The organism is Corynebacterium tuberculostearicum (assembly GCF_046097465.1).
Classification (GTDB): domain Bacteria; phylum Actinomycetota; class Actinomycetes; order Mycobacteriales; family Mycobacteriaceae; genus Corynebacterium; species Corynebacterium tuberculostearicum_I.
Window position 1 is genome coordinate 1,469,292 of the sequence record NZ_CP175799.1, and the last position, 17,859, is coordinate 1,487,150.

At 58.7% G+C, this 17,859-nt stretch carries 15 protein-coding genes; 10 read left to right on the forward strand and 5 right to left on the reverse strand.

Going from position 1 to position 17,859, the window contains the following annotated elements:
* Positions 1 to 85: 85 nt before the first annotated feature.
* The 5 genes from mptB to ACKFRX_RS07010 all read left to right on the forward strand — a co-directional run bounded on the left by mptB (position 86) and on the right by ACKFRX_RS07010 (position 5,708).
* On the forward strand, positions 86 to 1,810 hold the full coding sequence (gene mptB / locus ACKFRX_RS06990) for a polyprenol phosphomannose-dependent alpha 1,6 mannosyltransferase MptB (protein ID WP_408922187.1): 1,725 nt from the start codon (positions 86 to 88) through the stop codon (positions 1,808 to 1,810).
* A 6-nt stretch (positions 1,811 to 1,816) separates the two neighbouring features.
* Complete coding sequence (locus tag ACKFRX_RS06995) at positions 1,817 to 2,746, forward strand: ABC transporter ATP-binding protein (protein WP_408922186.1); 930 nt, start codon at positions 1,817 to 1,819, stop codon at positions 2,744 to 2,746.
* Positions 2,747 to 2,803: 57 nt separating this feature from the next.
* Positions 2,804 to 3,568, forward strand: a complete 765-nt coding sequence (locus tag ACKFRX_RS07000) for an ABC transporter permease (RefSeq protein WP_200435645.1) — start codon at positions 2,804 to 2,806, stop codon at positions 3,566 to 3,568.
* Positions 3,569 to 3,637: 69 nt separating this feature from the next.
* Positions 3,638 to 4,666 (forward strand): heme A synthase, encoded by a 1,029-nt coding sequence (locus tag ACKFRX_RS07005; protein ID WP_034668402.1) that lies wholly within the window; start codon positions 3,638 to 3,640, stop codon positions 4,664 to 4,666.
* Positions 4,667 to 4,730: 64 nt separating this feature from the next.
* Positions 4,731 to 5,708 (forward strand): quinone oxidoreductase, encoded by a 978-nt coding sequence (locus ACKFRX_RS07010; protein ID WP_005328406.1) that lies wholly within the window; start codon positions 4,731 to 4,733, stop codon positions 5,706 to 5,708.
* Between the two features lie 87 nt (positions 5,709 to 5,795).
* Here ACKFRX_RS07010 and ACKFRX_RS07015 read toward each other — a convergent pair whose 3' ends face one another.
* The gene (locus ACKFRX_RS07015) at positions 5,796 to 6,740 is read right to left on the reverse strand and encodes a heme o synthase (protein ID WP_316980696.1); all 945 of its coding nucleotides are present in this window, start codon (positions 6,738 to 6,740) and stop codon (positions 5,796 to 5,798) included.
* Between the two features lie 348 nt (positions 6,741 to 7,088).
* Here ACKFRX_RS07015 and tkt point away from each other — a divergent pair, with 348 nt between their 5' ends.
* The 5 genes from tkt (at position 7,089) to pgl (ending at position 13,660) form a co-directional block, all read left to right on the forward strand.
* Positions 7,089 to 9,161, forward strand: a complete 2,073-nt coding sequence (tkt, locus tag ACKFRX_RS07020) for a transketolase (protein ID WP_408928273.1) — start codon at positions 7,089 to 7,091, stop codon at positions 9,159 to 9,161.
* 27 nt (positions 9,162 to 9,188) lie between these two features.
* On the forward strand, positions 9,189 to 10,274 hold the full coding sequence (tal, locus tag ACKFRX_RS07025) for a transaldolase (protein ID WP_408927578.1): 1,086 nt from the start codon (positions 9,189 to 9,191) through the stop codon (positions 10,272 to 10,274).
* Positions 10,275 to 10,373: 99 nt separating this feature from the next.
* Positions 10,374 to 11,906: a glucose-6-phosphate dehydrogenase gene (gene zwf, locus ACKFRX_RS07030; RefSeq protein WP_005328410.1), complete on the forward strand. Its 1,533-nt coding sequence runs from the start codon at positions 10,374 to 10,376 to the stop codon at positions 11,904 to 11,906.
* 14 nt (positions 11,907 to 11,920) lie between these two features.
* Positions 11,921 to 12,856, forward strand: a complete 936-nt coding sequence (locus tag ACKFRX_RS07035; protein WP_179386532.1) for a glucose-6-phosphate dehydrogenase assembly protein OpcA — start codon at positions 11,921 to 11,923, stop codon at positions 12,854 to 12,856.
* A 42-nt stretch (positions 12,857 to 12,898) separates the two neighbouring features.
* Positions 12,899 to 13,660, forward strand: a complete 762-nt coding sequence (gene pgl, locus ACKFRX_RS07040) for a 6-phosphogluconolactonase (protein WP_408927579.1) — start codon at positions 12,899 to 12,901, stop codon at positions 13,658 to 13,660.
* A gap of 145 nt (positions 13,661 to 13,805) precedes the next feature.
* Here pgl and secG read toward each other — a convergent pair whose 3' ends face one another.
* From secG to gap, 4 genes are all read right to left on the reverse strand, one after another.
* Positions 13,806 to 14,039: a preprotein translocase subunit SecG gene (secG, locus tag ACKFRX_RS07045; RefSeq protein ID WP_005324856.1), complete on the reverse strand. Its 234-nt coding sequence runs from the start codon at positions 14,037 to 14,039 to the stop codon at positions 13,806 to 13,808.
* Positions 14,040 to 14,223: 184 nt separating this feature from the next.
* Positions 14,224 to 15,006 (reverse strand): triose-phosphate isomerase, encoded by a 783-nt coding sequence (gene tpiA, locus ACKFRX_RS07050; RefSeq protein ID WP_204608978.1) that lies wholly within the window; start codon positions 15,004 to 15,006, stop codon positions 14,224 to 14,226.
* A 39-nt stretch (positions 15,007 to 15,045) separates the two neighbouring features.
* Positions 15,046 to 16,263: a phosphoglycerate kinase gene (locus ACKFRX_RS07055; RefSeq protein ID WP_408927580.1), complete on the reverse strand. Its 1,218-nt coding sequence runs from the start codon at positions 16,261 to 16,263 to the stop codon at positions 15,046 to 15,048.
* Between the two features lie 118 nt (positions 16,264 to 16,381).
* The gene (gene gap, locus ACKFRX_RS07060; protein ID WP_250408520.1) at positions 16,382 to 17,389 is read right to left on the reverse strand and encodes a type I glyceraldehyde-3-phosphate dehydrogenase; all 1,008 of its coding nucleotides are present in this window, start codon (positions 17,387 to 17,389) and stop codon (positions 16,382 to 16,384) included.
* Between the last annotated feature and the right edge of the window lie 470 nt (positions 17,390 to 17,859).

Below are 17,859 nucleotides of genomic sequence, written 5' to 3' on the forward strand. Positions count from 1 at the left end.
CATCGCCACAACTGGCGGTGCTGCGCGCGTTAAAAGGGCGGGCCTGCTGGGGTTGGGGCGGAGGATTCGCGTAAGGTCTTAACCCATGACAGGCAAATTCCGCGGCTTCCTTTCCGGCGTCAAGGCCGAGCTGCCGCAGCTGGGCACCGCTGGTTCTCGGTCTGCGCGACTACACGCCGAGGACACCGGAGCCGCGGAGCCTGATTCTCGTTTTGATTTTGTCCCCGCCAAAGAAGATGGCCTAAAGCGCACCACCACCGCACAGTGGCGGACATTTTTTATCCTGCGCTGGGTGGGCACAGTTGGATCCCTGCTTATCGCCTTCGGCGCGTTGGGCGCCGGTGCCCTCCCAGTAGTGGGAAACCCTTATGACAACGTGCCTTTTGGCTCCCTCATGTCCCGCATGCTGCAGACCTCTTCTGCCATAGTCATGGTGGGAGTAGGCCTGTTGGTGGCCGCCTGGGTTTTCCTGGCCCCTTTTGTAGGCACTCCGCTGCGCCAACCCCAGGAAGGTGCCCTCACCCCTAAGCGCGCCCGCCGGCTCGTCACCACCCACCAACTGTGGCGCACGTGGGCCGGCTGGGTCATCCCGCTGATATTTACAGCCCCGCTCTTTACCCAGGACATCTACTCCTACTTGGCCAACGGTTCCATCGTGATGCAAGGCATGGATCCCTATTCTGCAGGACCGGTGCAATTGCTTGGCGCGGGTGATGAGCTCGCCCGATCCGTACCGTTTATCTGGGCCAACTCCCCCTCCCCTTATGGCCCCGTAGCACTCGGGCTCGCTGGAGTGGTGAGCGCAGTTACCTCAAACTCCATCCTCTTGGGAGTAATCGCCCACCGGCTCTTATCCATCGCCGGCATCATGGTTGCTGGGTGGGCAATTAGCTGCCTCGCGCGGCGCTGCCGGGTATCTCCAGAATCTGCCCTATGGCTCGGCATTCTCAACCCACTGACCATCTTGCACCTGGTGGGCGGAATCCATAATGAGTCCATCATGTTGGGCCTGCTCCTAGTGGGTATGGAGCTGGGCCTGCGGGGCGTCGACAAGCTAGAAAAGTCCACGCGCAGCGCCTACCTAGCACTCATTGCTTCTGGAGTTTTCCTGTCCTGCGCCGGAATGGTCAAGGTTACCGGCTTTATTGGACTCGGCTTTGTAGGGATGGCATATGCTCGCCACCTGATAGACAAGGACGGTGCAACACGCTGGAAGGCCTTAGCCTACGCCATTGCCCTGCAGCTAGTTATTTTAATTGCAACCATCGCCCTTATTAGCGCCCTGACCGGCATTGGCCTGGGGTGGATCACAGGACAAGGCGGGGCGGCCTCCATCCGCTCGTGGCTTTCTACCTCCACCGCCGTAGGCGTGGGCACCGGCTTCATCGGAATGCTGCTGGGTCTAGGTGACCACACCGAAGCTATTCTCACCGTAACCCGCACCTTTGGCGTGCTGGTGGCAGTAGCTTTCATGGCCCGCATGCTCTTTGCAACGTTGCGCGGCCGCATCCACCCTGTGGGAGGACTCGGCACCGCCTCCTTAGTGCTGGTTATCTTCTTTCCCGTGGTCCATCCGTGGTACATCCTGTGGGCGGTACTGCCTTTGGCTGCATGGGCCAACCGGCTTATCTTCCGGTTCTGCGTCGTGGCTTATTCGGCAGCTATGAGCTTCTTTGTGCTGCCGCGCGGGCTCGGGTTACCGCCCAGCACCATCATCGTCATCTATGTGTCGGCAGCCTGCACTTTCGCAGTCATCGCCACCCTGTGGTGGGTTGCAGTGCGGCGCAGCGGAATCCGTGTCCTAAACTAATCCCACGTGAATTCCATTTCAGCCGATCGCCCAGCCCTCACCGTGGACAACGTGGTGAAAAAATATGGCGCCACCACCGCCGTTAACGGTCTAAGCCTTAGCGTTGCCACAGGTGAGGTCTTTTGCCTCCTTGGTCCCAATGGCGCCGGAAAGTCCACGACGATTGAGATGTCAGAGGGGTTTATCCACCCCACCAGCGGCACAATCGACGTCCTCGGGCTAGACCCGAGTTCCGCACCGGACAAGGTGCGCGAAAAGGTCGGCATCATGTTGCAGGGTGGTGGTTCCTATTCCGGTATCCGTGTTCTGGAAATGCTTGAACTTTCCGCTAGCTACAGTGCCCATCCCCTCTCCCCGCATTGGCTACTGGAAACGCTCGGGCTGGAAGGAGTAGCCCGGACTCCCTATCGCAGACTCTCCGGCGGGCAGCAGCAACGCCTTTCCCTAGCCCTAGCAATCATCGGTCGGCCCGAGCTAGTTTTCCTGGATGAGCCCACCGCTGGAATGGATGCACAGTCCCGTCTGGCGGTCTGGGACCTGGTTCGAGCCCTCCGGCGCGATGGCGTCACCATTGTTCTTACTACCCACCTCATGGATGAAGCGGAGTCACTAGCGGACCGAGTGGCCATCATGGATCATGGTCAGCTGGTAGCCCACGGCACCCCCGCGGAACTTACCGCGCGGTCAGACTCGGCAGGCCTTAGCTTCAGCACCGATATCGACGTTGATGTGGAGGCTTTAGCCAAGGCTGGCATTCAAGCGACCAAATCCCGTCCGCTGCATTACCGCTTGACCCAGGCCGGCATGCCCGAGACCATCGCTACGCTTACCGCCGAACTTGCCCGCCAAGGAGTTCTGCTGCGGCGCTTAGACGCAGCCCACCGCAACTTGGAGGAGGTCTTCCTTGACCTCACCGGGCGACATTTGCGCAGCTAGCTGCGCCCTCCGCCAAGATCGAATTCAATCAACTGCGTTGCGGAAAGAAGCCACCACATGAGCACTACCTTTAACACTGGAACCTTTACCCCCGCCCCCAAACGGGCCAGCGCCGGCGCCATGTTGCTTGCGCAAGGAAAGATGGAAGCAAAACTCATGCTGCGCCACGGCGAGCAGCAATTGCTCAGCGTCATCATTCCGCTGGCCCTGCTCATAGGCGCGGCCCACCTGGAGTCACTCACCGGACATGGCTTGCACGAGGTATTTCCCATGGTACTTGCAGTAGCGGCCACCTCCGCAGGCTTTACCGGTCAGGCCATTTCACTTGCCTTTGACCGGCGCTACGGGGCCCTTAAACGCACTGGCGCGTCCGGCGTGCCGGCTTGGGCCATTATTGGCGGCAAGATCCTCGGCGTACTCACCATGGTGGTATTCCAAATCCTCGTCCTGGGTATAGCGGCCTATATTCTGGGCCTCCGCATCAGCCTGGGCGGGGTGCTGCTCATGATTCTTTCGCTATTTTTTGGCGTTGCGGCTTTTACCGCCATGGGGCTGTTGCTCGGCGGCACCCTCAGTTCTGAGGTAGTGCTCGCGCTGGCCAACCTCATCTGGTTTCTGCTCCTCGGCGTAGTCGGCTGGACCCTCTACTCCCAGGGCCTTGGCGATAATGGCATCCTCAACGCGGTGCCGACCGTCGCCCTAGCAGGCGCGCTTACCGACGCCTCTAATTCCACCTTTCCCGGCCTCGAGCTCCTATCCTTGTTGGCGTGGCTAGCGGTGGCGTCGTTCGCTGCGGTCCGTTGGTTCCGCTTCGATGGCTAAATGTGACTTTTGTCCGGTTCCTTTCGAAACGAGAGGAATTTTTATGCCCAAAATCTCCCGACTAGTAGGATGCAATGCGTGAATTACTGGACGAAGATCAAGCGCTTCTTTAAGGAAGCCGCCCCTACACTGCAACAGCAGCGCCTCATCGCGCTCATCCTCCTCTTGTGCCAGGGTGGCATCACCGTGTCTGGTTCCATTGTCCGCGTGACCGGCTCGGGATTGGGCTGTCCCACCTGGCCGGAATGCCAACCAGGCTCCCTTGTCCCTATGGAAGGCGCTGCGCCTGCTCTTCACCAGGCCATCGAGTTTGGTAACCGCCTGCTTACTTTCGTCGTATCCGCAGCGGCAGTCGCCGCTGTCATTGCTATGCGTATGGCGCGTCGCCGCGCAGAGCTCAAGGTGTACGCATGGCTCAACGTCGCCGGCATCGTCCTGCAGGCGGTCATTGGCGGCATTTCTGTCCATCTGGACCTTCGCTGGTGGTCCGTGGCTCTGCACTTCCTGCCTTCCATGCTCTTGGTATGGCTGGCGGCAATGCTTTATTCCCGCATTCTGGAACCCGATGACGGGACGCCGCGCGCTCGCTTCCCTCAGGCGATCCGCCTCCTTGCAGCGGTCGCTACCGTTGCCCTGAGCATTGTGCTCATCACCGGCACGATGGTTACCGGTTCGGGCGTTCACTCTGGCGATTCCGGGGTGGGAATGGAAGGCCGCCTGCAGGTAGATACCGAAGCCATGGCCGTCACCCACGCCATGTGCATGTACGTCTACCTGACGCTAACGGTTGTTACCGTCTTCCTGCTTTACAAGAACCGGGCGCCACAAGATGCCAAGAAGGCTGGCTGGGTCCTCGTTGTATGCATCCTCATTCAGTGGGCAGTAGGCGTTTACCAGTTCTACATGAGCATTCCGCGCTGGACTGTCCCTTTCCACATTGCGCTCTCCTCCTTCGTCACCGCGTATACCGCCCTGCTGTGGGCGCACGGTGTACGCCGCACCGACGGCACCGCAGATCTCATCACCGGCTCTCCCAGCGGCGATGAAAAGTACGCCGCGCGCCAAGCCTCTCTCGAACGGGAGCGCGCGAACGCTTAACCCATAACGCTCACGGCCGGCCGAGGTACTGCACTCGGCCGGCTTTTTGCGCTAGCCTGGCTATATGCACGCAATTCAGGTCACAGAAACCGGCGGACCAGAAGTACTTCGCTATACCGAAGTACCCGCCCCCACCCCTAATGACGACGAGGTTTTGGTGGACGTCATCATGGCTGGCGTCAACTACATCGATACCTATTATCGTGAGGGTATCTATAACGCGGCCACCCCGTTCATTCCCGGATTCGAAGGCACCGGACGCGTAGTCCACGACCCCAAGGGGGAAATTGCCGAGGGCACGATGGTGGCCTGGAACCAGGCTTTCGGCTCCTACGCCGAGCAGGTGTGCGTCCCACGCGAGGGACTAGTGGCGGTCCCGGATGATTTCCAGCCAGAAGTCGCTGCTTCCATGTTGCTGCAAGGCATTACTGCACACTATTTGGCGCATGGCGTCTATCAACTAGGTGAAGGCGCTTCCTGCCTGATTACCGCCGGCGCCGGCGGTGTCGGCCAGATCCTCACCCAAATGGCATCGTCGCTCGGCGCTACCGTCTATACGGTGGTTTCCACGGACGAAAAGGAAGAACTCTCCTACGCGGCCGGTGCGGATAAGGTATTTCGCTATGGCGACGGACTCGCCGAGCAGGTTCGTCGCTACAACGGTGATAGGGGTGTTGACGTGGTTTACGACGGCGTCGGCAAGGCGACCTTCCACGAGTCACTCGAAGCGGTGCGCCCCCGTGGCACCGTCGCGCTCTTCGGCGCCGCCTCTGGCCCAGTTGAGCCTATCGACCCGCAGCTACTGAACAAGCATGGGTCTATCTTCCTCACCCGGCCTTCCCTCGGCGCATGGACAGCCCAGGAAGGCGAATTCCAAATGCGTGCCCAGGCGGTCGTCCAAGCTGTTATCGACGGCGATCTGAGCTTCAACGTCACGGCGTCTTATCCACTGGAAGATGCCGCTGCAGCCCACCGCGATCTCCAAGAGCGCAAGACTACCGGTTCCATCGTGCTGCGCGTCCAAGCTGGCGATAAAGCCTAAACCCACCCACAAACACCAAAAGCGCAGGAAAGCATTTGCCTTGCCTTCCCGCGCTTTCTGGTTCCTATCCTAGGTATTTGGACACAGTTAAAATAACGTGGCCGACCAGCCGAGCATCCGGCCTAGTGGCTCCCAGCCCAATACTGCGTCGATGGACAACCCGATAAAGAGCACCGACAGATAGTTATTTGAGTAAATGAACAGGCGCATCGGCTTAACCTTGGCGCCGTTCTTGACTCCTTTATGCAGGCGGATAGCCATCCACAGGAATACCGCTCCGGAGGCAAGCGCTGCGACCAAGTAGATCCACGAGGCAGCGGGGACGATAAGTAGGGTCACGATAACCGTGCCCACGGTATACCACACGATCTGTCGAGTGACTTCCTTCTCATCAGCCACTACGGGCAGCATCGGCACGCCGGCCTTGCGGTAGTCTTCCTTGTACTTCATGGCCAGCGCCCACGTGTGTGGCGGAGTCCAGAAGAAGATGATGAGGAAGAGCACGATTGCCTGCCACCAGCGGTCAGGCTCTCCAGCAGGAGCGTTATCCCGGATAACCGCCCAGCCGACCATCGCCGGCATGCAGCCTGCCAAACCGCCCCAGACGATATTTTGGGCATTGCGCATCTTCAAAAACTTGGTGTAGACGAAGACGTAGAAGAAGTTCGTCAAAACCACGAAGAAGGCCGCCAGCCAGGAATGGGCAAGGACGCCCAACCACAGCACGGAGATGATGAGCATTACCCAGGCAAAAATTGCTGCATTACGCTTGGCAATCTTGGCCCTTACCAGCGGTCGGGCCCTCGTGCGCTGCATTTTTTGATCCAGCTCGTAGTCCACGACGTTATTAAACGTGTGGGCAGCGGCAGCGCCCATCCAACCGCCGAAAATGGTCGACACGATAAGCCAGATATTGTCTGAAACGGCCTCCACGCCGCGTTGCGCTTGGAGCATCGCCGGGATTGCGGCCACGAGGAGGAGTTCAATGATCCTCGGTTTCGTTAGCGCAAAATAGGCCTTGATGGTCTCCAAGGGATTCCTCCACTATCTGAACGTTGGTGAACTGTGCCCCGCGCACTTACTGCGCGCGGTCACCCCTAGCGGTCGCACATGCCCGTGAAAAAGTTCCAGTTCTCTCACTCACAGTTTTCGGCGCCGGGGCGAAAGACTACAGACCTATGGCCGCTAGATTCAGTGCGCGCTCTAGCGCCTACGCGCACTCCACTTAGCCATGCCAGCATACCGTTTATGCCTAGCTTTCTATAATTGCGCACCGCCGGTTAAAAAATTACTAGACTGAATAAAGTTAAGTACTTTTTGCCTAGACGTAAGCGAGGCTTTCCAGTGTCGAAAGATAAGTTGTCCCCAGAACTCCAAACTATGGTCGAGCGCCGTTACCCGGAGGATTGGTCGGAGTTTGACACCCGCGCCGTCGACACCGTGCGAGTACTAGCCGCAGATGCTGTACAAAAGTGCGGTTCCGGCCACCCAGGCACGGCAATGTCCCTCGCTCCCCTCGCCTACACCTTGTATCAGCGCGTCATTAACCATGATCCCGCCGATGTGCACTGGGCCGGCCGCGACCGGTTTGTTCTTTCGGTTGGTCACTCCTCCCTCACCCAGTACATCCAGCTCTACCTGGGCGGCTTTGGCTTGGAGATGGACGACCTCAAGCAGCTGCGCACATGGGGATCGCGCACGCCCGGCCACCCTGAGGTGCACCACACCGATGGCGTGGAAATCACCACTGGCCCCCTTGGCCAAGGCCTTGCTTCCTCCGTTGGCATGGCCATGGCGGCACGGAAGGAGCGCGGCCTTTTCGATCCTAAGGCACCGGCCGGCGAGTCTCCCTTCGACCACTACGTCTACACCATCGCTTCCGATGGTGACCTGCAGGAGGGCGTTACCGCTGAGGCTTCTTCCCTGGCGGGTACGCAAAAGCTCGGCAACTTGATTGTCTTCTGGGACGATAACCGCGTCTCTATTGAGGACGATACGAATATTGCTTTCAACGAAAACGTGGTCGCCCGCTACGAGGCCTACGGCTGGCATGTCCAAACGGTCGAATCCGGCGAAGACGTCGTAGCCATTGAGGAGGCTGTTAAGGCCGCTCAGGCAGAGACCGAGCGCCCGTCCTTCATCCGCGTGAAGACCGTCATCGGCTACCCGGCCCCGAATAAGATGAACACCGGCGGCGTTCATGGCGCTGCACTGGGCGATGACGAAGTTGCTGCCACCAAGGAGGTCTTAGGCTTCGATCCGGAGCGCAGTTTCCACATCGACGAGGAGGTCATTGCACACACCCGCAAGCTGCGCGAGCGCGGCGCCGAGAAGCACGCCGCGTGGCAGAAGAAGTTCGACAAGTGGGCTGCGGCTAATCCGGAGAACAAGGCACTCTTTGACCGCATGCACGCGCGCGAACTGCCGCAAGATTTCGACGCTGAATTGCCGGTCTGGGAACCGGGTAAGTCCTTGGCCACCCGCAAGGCTTCTGAGGCCACCATCCAAGCCTTGGCCGCTTCCCTTCCTGAGATGTGGGGTGGCTCTGCTGACCTTGCCGGCTCCAATAACACCGTGATTAAGGGCGCGGACTCCTTCGGACCTGCGGCCATTACCACCGATATGTGGTCGGCTCAGCCGTATGGCCGCAACCTCCACTTCGGCATTCGCGAGCACGCGATGTCTGCGATCATGAACGGTATTGCTCTGCACGGCAACACCCGCGTTTACGGCGGCACCTTCCTTATTTTCTCCGAGTACCAGTACCCCGCTGTCCGCCTGGGCTCGTTGATGTCTACCGATACCTACTATGTCTGGACCCACGACTCCATCGGCTTGGGCGAGGATGGCCCGACCCACCAGCCGGTAGAGACCCTTTCCGCCCTTCGCGCTATCCCGAACCTGTCCGTTATTCGCCCGGCCGATGCCAACGAAACCGCTCAGGCTTGGGCCGCAGCGCTCGAGTACAAGGCCGCACCAAAGGGCCTGGCACTGAGCCGCCAGGGACTGCCGGTACTGGAAGGCACCAAGGAAAAGGCACATGATGGCGTGCGCCGCGGCGCTTATGTTCTGGTGGAAGCATCCAAGGAAACGCCAGACGTAATCCTCCTCGCTACCGGCTCTGAGGTGCAGCTTGCCGTCGCCGCTGCTAAGGAACTGGAGGCCGCCGGAACAGCCACCCGCGTTGTCTCCGCACCGTGCCTCGAGTGGTTTGATGAGCAGGATGACGCATACCGCGAGTCCGTGCTGCCTAGCGAAGTACAGGCCCGCGTGTCCATCGAAGCCGGCATCGCTATGCCGTGGCACAAATACACCGGTTCCTTCGGCCGGACCATCTCCATCGAGCACTACGGCGCCTCCGCTCCTGCGGGCGAGCTCTTTGAGAACTTTGGCTTCACCACCGCAGCGGTTGTTGAAGCGGCGCAGGAATCGCTCGCCGCCGCGAAGAAGTAAACCTCCAGGACTGGATAAGGAGTAATCATGAACCACATTTCCGAACTTGCCCAGCTGGGAACCTCAACCTGGCTCGATGACCTTTCTCGCGAGCGCCTAGTATCGGGCAATCTCGAGGAGATAATTTCCACGAAGTCCATCGTGGGAGTTACCACCAACCCGGCTATTTTCGCCGCAGCGATGACCAACGGCACCGCCTACGACGCCGAGCTTTCCACGTTGAAGGAAGCCAAGGCTTCCGCGGATGAGGCGGTGTACGCATTGGCTATTGAGGACGTCAAGAATGCCTGCGACCTCTTTGCAGATATCTACTCCTCTACCAACGGCGCAGATGGCCGCGTGTCCATCGAGGTCGACCCGCGCATTTCTGATGACGCTAACGCCACCCTTGAACAGGCGCGTGAGCTCTGGTCCAAGGTTGATCGTCCCAATGTCATGATCAAGATTCCGGCCACCACCGCATCCCTCCCAGCCATCGAAGATGCCCTAGCAGAGGGAATCAGCGTCAACGTCACTCTTATTTTCTCCGTGGATCGCTACCGCGATGTCATTGAGGCTTTCCGTACTGGCCTCAAGCGTGCCGCCGAAGCAGGCAAGGACGTCTCTACCATTCACTCCGTGGCTTCCTTCTTTGTTTCCCGTTTGGATACCGAAGTAGATAAGCGCTTGGAAGCCATTGGCAGCGAGATTGCTCTGGCACTGCGGGGCAAGGCGGGCGTCGCCAATGCGCAGCGCGCCTATGCCCTCTTCCAGGACGCCTTGCTTGACGACGCCGACTTGCCCGAAGGCGCCCACCTCCAGCGTCCACTGTGGGCTTCTACCGGCGTAAAGAATCCGGAGTACCCAGCCACCTTGTACGTATCGGAGCTGGCTGGCCCGCATACGGTCAACACCATGCCGGAAAAGACCATCGATGCGGTTCTCTCCGAGGGCAACCTCCACGGCGATGCCCTGTCTGATAGCCGCGAGGCCGCAGAAGGCGTCTTTGCCCAGCTAGAAGAGGTCGGCATTGATTTCGATGATGTCTTTGCAGTGCTGGAGCGCGAGGGCGTAGATAAGTTTGTCTCCGCGTGGGAGGAACTGCTTGCCTCCATTGAGGAGCGACTCGCGTAAACTAGCCGTGTGACTTGTGCCCCGCCGAGAATTCGGCGGGGCATTCTGCCGCTAGAATATTAGCGAGCTTAAAGCCCATAAACTCAGGAAGGATTCTTCGTGACCGACTCAGCCGCTTGGGTCAACCCCTTGCGCAATGCCAGCGACAAGCGATTGCCGCGAATCGCAGGACCCGCGGGCATGGTCATCTTCGGCGTTACCGGTGACCTAGCATATAAAAAGCTACTGCCCGCCATCTACGACCTAGCGAGCCGTGGTCTCCTCCCCGCTGGCTTTACCCTTGTGGGTTATGGTCGCCGTGACTGGGACAAGGTCGCATTCTGTGACTACGTTCGCTCAGCCGTCATCGCTGGCTCACGTACCGAGTTCAATGAAGATGTCTGGCAGCATTTATCCCAGGGCATCGAATTTGTCCAAGGCTCTTTCGACGATGCTGGATTCGATCGCCTCTCGGCGCGTTTGGGCGAGCTAGATCGCGAGCGCGGCACCGGCAGCAACTGGGCATACTACCTTTCGGTTCCACCGGAGTTCTTCTCCAATATCTGCCACCAGCTGGAGCGGGTGGGCATGGCCAACTCCGTCGAGGACTCGTGGCGCCGAGTAATCATTGAGAAGCCTTTCGGCCACGATCAAGAGTCTGCCCGCAAGCTCAATGAGATTGTCAACGCCGTCTTCCCCGAGTCCGCGGTCTTCCGCATCGACCATTACTTGGGCAAGGAAACGGTGCAAAACATCATGGCTTTGCGCTTTGCCAATCAAATTTTTGAGCCCATGTGGAACGCCCACTACATCGATCACGTCCAAATCACCATGGCCGAAGATATTGGCTTGGGCGGCCGTGCCGGATACTATGACGGCATCGGTGCGGCTCGCGACGTCATCCAGAACCACCTGCTGCAGCTTTTGGCTCTGGTTGCGATGGAAGAACCGTCCTCCTTTGAGCCCGAGGCCCTGCAGGCAGAAAAGGTCAAGGTGTTACGCGCTACCCACGCCGTGCACCCACTCAATAAGACGACTGCTCGCGGCCAGTACTCCGCCGGCTGGCAAGGCTCCGAGTTTGTCAAGGGCCTGCGCGAAGAAGAAGGCTTCGATCCGGAGTCCACGACGGAGACCTATGCAGCCTGCACCTTGGAAGTAAACTCCCGCCGCTGGGGAGGAGTACCCTTCTACCTGCGCACGGGCAAGCGCTTGGGCCGCCGCGTGACCGAGATTGCGCTGGTATTCAAGGCTGCGCCAAATCAACCATTCGTTGACGGCCAGACCGATGCGCTGGGCCGAAACGCCGTCGTCATCCGCGTACAGCCGGATGAAGGTGTCACCATGCGCTTTGGTTCCAAGGTTCCCGGCTCCACCATGGAGGTTCGCGACGTCAATATGGACTTTGCTTATGCCGAGGCCTTTACCGAGGAATCTCCGGAAGCATACGAGCGCTTGATTTTGGATGCCCTCCTCGATGAATCCTCGCTCTTCCCCACCAACGAAGAGGTGGAACTTTCCTGGTCGATTTTGGATCCCATCATCGATTACTGGGCCGAAGCTGGTCAGCCGGAGGAATACCGCGCCGGCACATGGGGCCCTGAATCCGCCGATAGAATGTTGCGCCGCCGGGGCCACTCCTGGCGCCGCCCATAGGAGGGACGCAGACAATGATTATTCCATTGCCCAACACCACTACGCGTGAAATCTCCAAAAAGCTAGTAGAGGCCCAGGAGCATTACACCCTTACTACCGGCCGAGTACTCACCCTAATCGTGGCTGCCCGCGAGGACGATGATCTGGAAAACATCCTGGCCTCCGTGCGTGATGCCTCCCACGAGCACCCGTCGCGCGTTCTGGTCGTCGTGACGGGTGACCCGCAGGCAGATACCCACCTGGACGCGCAGCTGCGCGTGGGCGGTGAAGCGGGTGCTTCTGAGATGGTCATCATGAAGTTGCACGGCGCTTTGGCAAACCAAGACGAGGCGGTCGTTACCCCACTGCTGCTTCCCGATACCCCCTTGGTCGCTTGGTGGCCTACCTTGTGCCCGCCCGACCCAGCTTCCAGCTCGGTGGGCAAGCTGGCTCAACGCCGCATTACCAACGTTGCCCATGACGGACGCGTCACTGGCGAAGATCTGCGCACATTATCCGCCGGCTACACGCCGGGCGATTCCGATATGTCCTGGGCCGCCATCACTTTGTGGCGCGGCGTCGTGGCCTCCGCATTGGACCGCCATCCTCACGAGCCCGTGCAGTCCGTCGAAGTGGCGGGACCTGCGGGCCACCCAGCCCCAGACTTCGCGGCCGGATGGCTCCTCGATCGCCTTGCAGTCCCCGTCCACCGCACCGTGACCGACTCTCAGGAGCCGCACTTCCCGGTGACCCACTTGCGGTTTAATCGGGAAACGAGCCACGTCGACGTTGATGTCATCGACGAGCGCACGGTGCGTGTATGCGTTCCAGGTTCCCCGGATTCCCTGGTGAGCCTTAGCAAGCGCTCCCAAGCTGAGGTTCTCTCTGAAGAATTGCGCCATCTAGATGCCGATAAGACTTATGCGCAAGCACTCCGTGCACTCGCGCAAGTAGACTACAGTAAGCAGTAAAACGGCTTAACTCTGATTCTTTGCAAAGGATAGCGATACCTCATGGTAACTCTTCACCGCGTAAGCGATGTGGATGACCTTATCTCCCAGGCCGCGCTGAAATTCGTGGATACCGTAGCGCGTATCCAGGCCGCCGGTGGCGGGCTCCACCACGATGGGGTCGCGCGAGTTGTCCTAACCGGCGGTGGCGCTGGAATTGGCGTTCTTCACGAGCTGGCTCGTTTGGATTTCGCGGCACAGCAGCAAGGCGAGAATTTTCCAGCCCAGCGCATCGATTGGTCGCGCGTTCACGTCTTTTTCGGCGACGAGCGTAATGTGCCCGTCTCTGACGCAGATTCTAATGAAGGTCAAGCACGCAGTGCCCTGCTCAATCACGTAGATATTCCGGACCAGAATATTCACGGCTTTGATCTGGGCGCGGTGTCCATGGAAGCCGCAGCGAGTGCGTATGAGCCAGAGCTAAAGGAATTCGCCCCGAACGGATTCGACCTGCATCTGCTGGGCATGGGCGAAGAGGGCCATATCAATTCCTTGTTCCCCCATTCTGAGGCGGTTCGGGAACAAGAAGAGCTAGCTGTTCCCGTCCATGACTCTCCCAAGCCGCCGAGCGAGCGCATTACCCTTACTCTTCCCGCGGTAAACAAGTCTGCTCGTATTTGGCTTCTTGTTGCAGGCGAGGCCAAGGCGGAAGCTGCCAAGCATGTCGTTGAAGGCGCTGAGCCCGAAGAATGGCCGGCTGCAGGCGTGCACGGGAAGGAAGAGACCATCCTCTTCCTTGCCGATGACGCTGCCTCCGAGCTCTAGGCACGGCTGCCTAACGCGCAGCCGAGCTGAACTTGTGGCTCGGCGCCACGCAAAAAGCGCCGGTACCGCTTCCCCACCCCAGTTCCCACAGGGAACCAGGAAGTTGGAAGCCGATACCGGCGCTTTCGCTATTCCAGCTGGTAGCTTAAGCGAATGCCTGGATGAGGTTGAGGCCTACGATGCACGCAAGCCAGATAATTACCATGACCACGGTGTAACGGTCCAGGTTCTTTTCCACGACGGTCGAGCCGGAAAGGTTAGACTGCACGCCGCCGCCGAAGAGGCTGGACAGGCCGCCACCTTTGCCCTTGTGCAGCAGCACGAAGATGGACATCAAAATAGCTGCGATGACCAAGATGATTTCCAGTGCCAAGACCATGAGGATAATCCTTATTTCTAACGTGCGCCCTGTGGGTAACTCTCGCCACCCGCTAGCGCGGAATCGTACTTTTAGACTTCGCGTACAGCAAAGCAATCACATCGGCCCACTGTACACGATGGCGCGGGCTGGAACCATTCCAACCCGCGCCTTTGCGCGAACCTGTGATAGGTGATAACTCCTGTTAGCTCAGGGCATTAGCTGCGTTGGCAGCCAACTTGGCAAACTCCTCGCCGACCAAGGAAGCGCCACCGATAAGGCCGCCGTCGACGTCAGGCTTGCTGACGATCTCTGCAACGGAATCAACCTTGACGGAACCGCCGTAGAGAATACGGATACCTGCAGCAACCTCCTCGCCTGCGAGCTCCTTTACGAGCTCACGGATGGCGGCGCAGACTTCCTGGGCATCGTCTGCAGAGGCAACTTTGCCGGTTCCAATCGCCCAAACTGGCTCGTAGGCGATGACGGTCTTGGCAAGCTGGTCTGCGCTCAGGCCAGCCAAAGAATTGCGGGTCTGGTTAACCACGTAGTCCACGTGTGTACCGGCCTCGCGCACAGCCAGCGGCTCGCCCACGCACACGATGGGGCTGATGCCATTGTCCAATGCTGCGGCTGCCTTTTCTGCAACAAGCTTATCGGTCTCGCCGTGGTACTGACGGCGCTCCGAGTGGCCCACGACCACCCAGCTGCAGCCGAGCTTGGCCAGCATCTTGCCAGATACTTCACCAGTGAATGCGCCGGACTCGTGCTTAGAGATGTCCTGCGCACCGTAGGTGACCTGTAGCTTGTCGCCTTCTACCAACGTTTGGACAGTGCGGATATCAGTAAACGGGACCATGTAGGCCACGTCGACCTTCTCGTAGTAGTCCTTTGGCAGGGAGAAGGCGAACTTTTGAACGGAGCCGATGGCCTCGACGTGGTCGAGGTTCATTTTCCAGTTACCTGCAATAAGTGGGGTGCGTGCCATGAATTTTTCCTCTCTTTATGGCAAATTGATCAGGCAGTTTTAGGATTCCAGGACAGATACGCCCGGAAGCTCCTTGCCCTCGAGGTACTCGAGGGAGGCGCCGCCACCGGTGGAGATGTGGCTGAAGCCGTCCTCGTCCAAGCCCAGCATGCGCACGGAGGCAGCCGAGTCGCCGCCACCGACAACGGAGAAGGAACCGTTGTTTGCGGTGGCGTCGATAATAGCCTGCGCTACACCAGCAGTGCCCTTGGAGAAAGCTTCCATTTCGAATACGCCCATCGGGCCGTTCCAGAAGACGGTCTTGGAAGAAGCCAGAACCTCTGCAAATGTTTCCACGGACTTAGGTCCAATATCCAGGGACATCCAGCCCTCAGGGATGCTATCGAGCTCGACCACCTGGTTCTCTGCATCCGCTGCGAACTTGCTTGCAGCAATGAGATCAACCGGAAGCACCAGCTTGTCGCCAAAGCGCTCGAGCAGGTCCTTGCAGTTTTCGATCTGATCTTCTTGCAGCAGGGACTCTTGCACGTTGTAGCCCTTGGCAGCCAGCAGGGTGTAGCACATGCCGCCACCAATGATGACCTTGTCTGCCTTGCCGGCCAGTGCTTCAATCACGCCGAGCTTGTCCGAAACCTTGGCTCCGCCGAGGACAACCACGTACGGGTGCTCCGGCTCCTTAGCTACGGTGGACAGAACCGACAGTTCCTTTTCTACCAGCTTGCCTGCGTAAGCCGGCAGGCGCTTAGCGACGTCGCACACAGATGCCTGTGCACGGTGGACAACGCCAAAGCCATCAGAGACGAAAGCGCCGTTATCGGCTGCCAGGGCAACGAGCTCGTCTGCGAACTGGCCGCGCTCGGCCTCATCCTTGGAGGTCTCACGAGGGTCGAAGCGGACGTTTTCTACCAACATCACGTCACCATCGTTGAGACCATTTGCGCGTTCATGCGCGTCTTCTCCGGTGACATCGCCGGCTAGGGCAACGTACTGGTCAAGCGCTTCAGACAGCGCTTCAGCTACTGGAGCCAAAGAGAACTTAGGGTTTATCTCACCCTTTGGACGACCCAGGTGAGCGGAAAGAATGACCTTTGCGCCACCTTCTACCAGTGCCTTGATGGTCGGAAGAGAAGCGTTAATACGTCCGGGATCGGTAATGTTTCCCTCTTCATCGAGTGGAACATTGAAGTCAGAGCGGACGAGGACGTGGCGGGATTCGACGCCCTCCTTGAGGAGATCGTCAAGAGTCTGGAAAGCCATTATTTACTCCTTAATTAATTCGGACGGGTTAAAAGGCTATAGATATAAGAATACCGGCCGCGACGCAGTGCCGTTGAGACTTGCATCGGGGCCGGATCCTCATTGCTAGAGCTCTAGTTTAGAGCTTGTCTGCCACCAGGTTGGTCAGGCGAACGAGCTGGGAAGTGTAGCCCCACTCGTTGTCGTACCAGCCCAGAACCTTGACCAGGTTGCCGTTGGAAACCTTGGTCATGCCGGAGTCGAAAATGCAGCCGTGCGGGGAGGTAACAATGTCGGTGGAAACCAGCGGATCCTCGGTGTATGCGAGGGTGTCCTTGAGCTCGCCCTCAGCAGCTTCCTTCAGGGCAGCGTTGATTTCCTCAGCAGTGACGTCGCGGGAAGCGGTGAAGGTGAGGTCGGTAGCGGAGCCGGTGATAACCGGGACGCGCATTGCGTAGCCATCCAGCTTGCCGTCCAGCTCAGGCAGAACCAGGGAGACGGCCTTAGCAGCGCCAGTGGAGGTAGGAACCATGTTTACTGCAGCGGCGCGGGCGCGGCGCGGATCCTTGTGCGGAGCGTCCTGAATGCGCTGGTCGCCGGTGTAAGCGTGAACGGTGGTCATCAGGCCCTTTTCAATGCCGAACTTGTCATTGAGAACCTTCGCCATCGGTGCCAAGCAGTTGGTGGTGCAGGATGCCGCGGAGATAACGTTGTGGTTTGCCGGATCGTAGGTGTCAGAGTTGACGCCGTAGACGAAGGTTGCGTCTACTTCCTTACCCGGAGCGGAGATAATGACCTTCTTGGCGCCAGCTTCGAGGTGAGCCTTGGCGTCGTTGCCGTTGGTGAAGCGGCCTGTGGACTCGATGACGAGGTCTACGTTGTACTCGCCCCACTTGAGCTGCTTCGGGTCCTTTTCTGCGGTTACCACGATGCGGTGGCCGTTAACGGTAATGGACTCATCGTCGTGAGTAATTTCGCCATCGAAGCGGCCCAGTACGGAGTCGTACTTCAGCAGGTTAGCCAGCGTGCCGTTGTCGGTCAGGTCGTTTACTGCAACAACTTCGAGGTCGTTGTCACCCTGAGCGACTGCACGGAAAAAGTTACGGCCGATGCGGCCAAAGCCATTGATACCTACGCGGATAGTCACTGTATTTCTCCTCAAAGAGTCGAGTAAATGTGTGTACGGGTATGTGCGCGGGTCCTTCAATGAAGTCAGTGTTTGAGAAGCGCCCGAGCGTTTTCCCTTACAGTGCCGATACTACCGAGCGTTTTTTGTCAGCGCAGGCTCCCAGCAGCCTTAAGAACTAGTAGATGACAGACTTTCCAAAAGCGCGTACACTCTTTCCGATCCTTTTTATTTCCCACATATAAACCCGCTGGATAGGCCCGAACCCGTGGGTTTGTGTTTGGTTTACAGTGTGACCGTGAGATATATCACTTCCACGCTTTAGTGGTTGCGTCCGCCTCTGTCCGATCGGACATTTCGCAGCATTACTGCTGGCACCTAATAAGACGACCGTATTGTTTCCGTGACACCCACCGCACGATATGCTTTCTGTACTCACTGGCTCACAAAGCGTTTAAGGCAACCCTGCCTGCTCTAGCGCCACCGTTGGT

Bases quoted from the DNA above. Each gene is read 5' to 3' on its own strand.
- mptB (WP_408922187.1), top strand. From the start codon at position 86: ATGACAGGCAAATTCCGCGGCTTCCTTTCCGGCGTCAAGGCCGAGCTG.
- ACKFRX_RS07000 (WP_200435645.1), top strand. From the start codon at position 2,804: ATGAGCACTACCTTTAACACTGGAACCTTTACCCCCGCCCCCAAACGG.
- ACKFRX_RS07005 (WP_034668402.1), top strand. From the start codon at position 3,638: ATGCAATGCGTGAATTACTGGACGAAGATCAAGCGCTTCTTTAAGGAA.
- ACKFRX_RS07010 (WP_005328406.1), top strand. From the start codon at position 4,731: ATGCACGCAATTCAGGTCACAGAAACCGGCGGACCAGAAGTACTTCGC.
- tkt (WP_408928273.1), top strand. From the start codon at position 7,089: ATGGTCGAGCGCCGTTACCCGGAGGATTGGTCGGAGTTTGACACCCGC.
- tal (WP_408927578.1), top strand. From the start codon at position 9,189: ATGAACCACATTTCCGAACTTGCCCAGCTGGGAACCTCAACCTGGCTC.
- ACKFRX_RS07035 (WP_179386532.1), top strand. From the start codon at position 11,921: ATGATTATTCCATTGCCCAACACCACTACGCGTGAAATCTCCAAAAAG.
- pgl (WP_408927579.1), top strand. From the start codon at position 12,899: ATGGTAACTCTTCACCGCGTAAGCGATGTGGATGACCTTATCTCCCAG.
- secG (WP_005324856.1), bottom strand. From the start codon at position 14,039: ATGGTCTTGGCACTGGAAATCATCTTGGTCATCGCAGCTATTTTGATG.
- tpiA (WP_204608978.1), bottom strand. From the start codon at position 15,006: ATGGCACGCACCCCACTTATTGCAGGTAACTGGAAAATGAACCTCGAC.
- ACKFRX_RS07055 (WP_408927580.1), bottom strand. From the start codon at position 16,263: ATGGCTTTCCAGACTCTTGACGATCTCCTCAAGGAGGGCGTCGAATCC.